Genomic DNA, 4,570 nt, shown 5'->3' with positions numbered 1-4,570 from the left:
CCTATACGTATAATTATAATGAATGATATACGTATAGTCAATACTTTTTGTGCCCTAAGCGTCAACCGAACGTGCGCTTAACCAGCGAGCCGGCACTTGGCGCGGTTTGTGCCGGAACGAAGTGACGAAGCACAAACCGTGACAACAGGCGAGTCTGGTTAAAGCGGTTGTTAGATTGTACTATTTAAAATGGTATATCATCAGTAAAATTATCTTCAGGTTTTCTATAATGTTCAATTGCATCTAGCCTATTTTCAATATTTAGCATTATTATTCTTCTTTTTTCACTTGATGCGCCCTTTAGCAATTGTAGAAAATTTTTTAGGCAAGATAAATATATTGTTCTTTTCTTATAGTATGTGTAAGCGCCCTGCACGAATATTTTAGCTAAGTCATTACTATCAATTATTTCTTGTTCTAACATATTCTTTTTATAACATTCTTCCATTTTGCTAATTATCAGTTCGACATCTTTTTCGTATTTTGCAGAGTTTTCTATTTTTGCATAAATCGCGCTCAAGCCGTTAGCGAAACTGCGATATATTTCGATTTCATCTTCTTCAAAAATATTCTCCATATCATTTTTCAATATTGCTTCAGAGAATATTTCCTTAAATGAACTTATTCTATTTTCGGGATCAGGAGCTATCATTTTTTTAAGCTGGTCCGAATACTTAAAGTTAGAAAGTCCGTTATCTAGTAAAAGTTTTTCGAACAATTTACCAACAAAGTAAATTTCAGTTTTAAAATCATATCTACCGTCGTTGAATTCATTTGGAGTTTGGCACCACCAATTCAAACTAATGCTTTTATCATAATCGGAATCAAATTCGATCTTTTTCCCAAAACCAAAATCTATTATTTTGACAATACCCTCGGAAGAAACCATGATATTGCTATCTCGAATATCCCTATGAAGAATTCCATTTTCCTGGAGTTCATAAAATCCATTAACTGTTTGAATAAAAATGTCATCGATTTTTTCCGGATTTTTTGAAATATAATCGCCAATGCTATTACCATCTATATATTCCATTAAGATGTAGCCAGTATATTGTTTGGGATATAAATAATAATTGTATATACGCACAACATTTCGATTATTCAACAAGTACATCATTTTTATTTCATTTACGAATTTGCTATAGTACTCAGCTGGTTCAATTCCCATTGCTGGCTGGTATTTTTTACATACAAATAGCTGATCTATCAATTCATCTTTCAACAGAATTGCGGCGCCAGTTGCCCCACGTCCGATGTTTCTGATAAAGGTATAATCTTTTTGGCGTATGAACTTGATTACGTCATTTTCCATTTTACCCTCACTAGAGAAAAATCAATCTAACGTGCGCTTGAGCCGCGAGGCGAGCGTGGCGGGCAGTTTGCCACGCTGCTATGCTTTGCTTCATTCGTCACTGCAAACTGCATGCCTGCCGCCGGAGTCGGCTCAAAGCGAGTGTTAGAAAGTCATTTTAAGGAAAGAAATAAAATACATTCTTTAATTTATATATTTGCTCTATTTTCTTTACTGCTTTTATTCTATCATTAATATTTTTTTCATATTCTTCTATAAGAATAGTTATTTCTTTTATTACACTATTTTTCTTATTTAAATATTCAATATATTGATCTGTCGTTTCAAGTTCTGCATCTGCATTTTTTAGCAATGCATCTATTTTTTTAATATCTAAATTTATATTTATAATATCATTATTAAGTTTTGTTGATTCTTTTAACATCTGATTGTATTCAGTTGTGGTAATATCTTTAAGATGATTATTGATTTTATCAAGTATTGTATTAATTTTTGTCATATCTTCATTTACTATTTTTTGATTCTTTTCTATCAGTTCTTTTCCATCATTGATATAAGCAATTCCTTTTTGAATTGATTGAGGTAGTTCATCGGAAAGTTCTGTAATTCTTGATGTTTGAGAGATAATATTTCTTAAAATATCGGCAGCTTCAATACTTGTTGTTATTAATTGCTTGTTTGTTCTGAAATGAATCTTTTTTTCTAATTCTAAAAGGCTTTCTTTTAATAATAACAGTGGTTTTTCTTCTAGGCCTAATTCTTCAAGATATTTTATATTATCATTTTTTAAATATTTATTTACGCTATTTATTATAATATTCCCTGTATCTTGGAGATAATCATACCTAGACCGTTCTAACAAATTATTGCTTCTTAGCTCATAAAATATTGGATCTATACTTTCTGCTATATTATTATTTTGATTTTTAATTATGAAACTTACAGATATATTGAAACTTAATGCAATTACTATTGAAAGTAGAATATTAATAATTCTATGATTATTACCTTTGCTATATAAAATAGGGAGTATGATAATGTATATAAAAAAGATTATTATACATAAAAATAGATAAGCATAATAAAAGAAATATATTTCTGACTTAAAAAATATTATTAATGAAAATATTGGTATGGATAGGTAGAAAACTATTATGTTTATACATATGAAAAATGATGCTTTTAATGCTGTTTTTAAAATTTTATTTTTAAATAATATTGAAGTTAGAACCCCTGGCAGATATAGAAGAGATATAAGAAACATAGCAAATGAAATTTTAATCTGATTTTCTATGGAATACTCACTATTAAATAGTGCTAGTACAATAACAATAGTCAATGAGAATATAGAAATTAGTGTTATTGAATTAAATAATAATGTAGTAAAACTATGTTTTAATGAATAGTCTAATAATTTGGATGGCCTATAGGCTAGATTAATGCTGGTTTTTAAATATGTGAAATATTCAAAATACCGTTGCTTTTTTTCTTTAATAGCCATTCTATACTACCTGAAGTGAATCAGTACCTTATAAACAAAGTGACCTTTCTAACATTTGCTTAACCTGTGAGCCGTCATTGGCACGTGTTCTTGCGTAAGCAAGAACCGTGACAATAGGCGAATCAGGTTAAAGCAGTTGTTAGCCAAAATTTTCTAAATAATTATTTTCCGCACGTCAAACTAACATTAGCTGATACCAATTTAATTGAATCTGAGATTTCAATCGCCTGGCCATATTTTGCGTTGCAGGTCTTGCACAAGGGTATTATATACCATGAACTGTCATTTGCTGAATCTTTTTGGACATGGGCTCCAACCTCAGGCTTATTTGTACAAGACTTCTCTGGACAATAATTCGGAAGAGACTGCCCACTGTAATTCAACCAGTGTTTGAGCCAAGAACCACATTTACAAGCATTATCACTTGTTCCGTTAATGTTCTTCACTTTCATAATTGTCCTCCTGAAAAGAAAGAAATAAATTTAGCGTATTAACAATACGCTATTTTTTACTTGTAGTTTATCATTCAGAATCAACATTAAACAAGGGTAATAAATTTCCGATTAAGAAATCCTCCATATAGAATCATTTCACAAAATTATCTTCTTTAATTAGTGATACATTTATACGTACAGATAGGGCATTAAATGTATAAATGTCTTTTACAGATTGGTATAGATACTCAAAACCTGACCTAAGCTGACAACTTGTTGTCTTTTTAATCAAATAACTACTTTGCGATTCATATAAATTTTAAGTAATAAATGCAAATCAAGAAGTTTTTAGATAGTAGCTTTTACCAACATATAAACAGATATTATCTTCTTCTGAATTCTAATTTCAGCATAAATTATTTTCGAACTTACCAGGTTTCTTAATAACAAAGTTTCTTTTTAAGTTTTTAATAGCGCCATCATAATTATTAAACCAAAAAACATATAGACTTGGGTAATTTATGTCCATAAGGTATTTCTTCGTTCTAAGATCAATCAAGTTTTTAAATGAAATTTTTGATACCAATACTTTCTCAAGATCATATATATCTATCATTAATATAACCTTTTCTTTTAATCCGCGCTTGCTCCGTCTGGCTAACGTGCGCTTGAGCCGCGAGGCGGAAGCCCTGGCGCGCGGTTTGCATAGCTACAATTTTAGGCTGCTTTGGTATTCCGCAAACCACGTGACAGCCGCCGAGTCGGCTCAAAGCGATTGTTATACTGAGAAATGGTCTTTTGTCATTCTATCGTGTCTTTTCTGTTCATGAAATATGCTTTTTTTCTTTTTTCTCAATAACTTTCCGGATCGAGTGCGCCTTCGCACCTCTATTCGCACATGACGAAACAGGCGCAAAACCACTATATGCTTTCTTTGCGAAGCAGAAAGCTAAGAAATGTGTGCAGCCTGTTCAACCTGGGAACAGGCTAAAGAGAATAGGTTTTATTCATAGAAACGAGAAACTGAGCGCCTGGCGAAGGCGCACACAAAAAAGGGGGTGATGATTGTTGCTTCTTTTTTGGGGTTTGCGTGGGGATGGGTTTTGTTTTTGTTTGTGAAAATGCCAGGAGAGAAGACGCCTTCGGAAATATCGGAAATAGATGAGGAGAAAACCAAAAAAGCACGCATTTCAATCATATTATTTTTCCAAAAGGTAAGGTCATAGAAAGAGCGTCTTGCTTGTTGTTTAATGTCAACTGAATTTCCCTGGAATTATCATGAGGATTTCCCCCTCGTTATCAACAGGAATTCCCTGGTTT

General features: G+C 31.9%; 3 protein-coding genes. All 3 read right to left on the bottom strand.

Translation table 11 applies throughout. The features are described from left to right. Positions 1-184 precede the first annotated feature (184 nt). Positions 185-1,315: a protein kinase family protein gene (locus GAP13_RS12655; protein ID WP_158908653.1), complete on the bottom strand. Its 1,131-nt coding sequence runs from the start codon at positions 1,313-1,315 to the stop codon at positions 185-187. Positions 1,316-1,472: 157 nt separating this feature from the next. Then, the gene (locus GAP13_RS12650; protein ID WP_158908652.1) at positions 1,473-2,816 is read right to left on the bottom strand and encodes a hypothetical protein; all 1,344 of its coding nucleotides are present in this window, start codon (positions 2,814-2,816) and stop codon (positions 1,473-1,475) included. 161 nt (positions 2,817-2,977) lie between these two features. Further along, positions 2,978-3,268 (bottom strand): hypothetical protein, encoded by a 291-nt coding sequence (locus tag GAP13_RS12645; protein ID WP_158908651.1) that lies wholly within the window; start codon positions 3,266-3,268, stop codon positions 2,978-2,980. Between the last annotated feature and the right edge of the window lie 1,302 nt (positions 3,269-4,570).

Origin of the sequence: Rectinema subterraneum, from assembly GCA_009768935.1 — a bacterium.
GTDB classification, from domain to species: Bacteria; Spirochaetota; Spirochaetia; order Treponematales; family Rectinemataceae; genus Rectinema; species Rectinema subterraneum.
The sequence above is the reverse complement of the archived record's forward strand: the minus strand, read 5'-3'. Positions and strand labels throughout refer to the sequence as shown.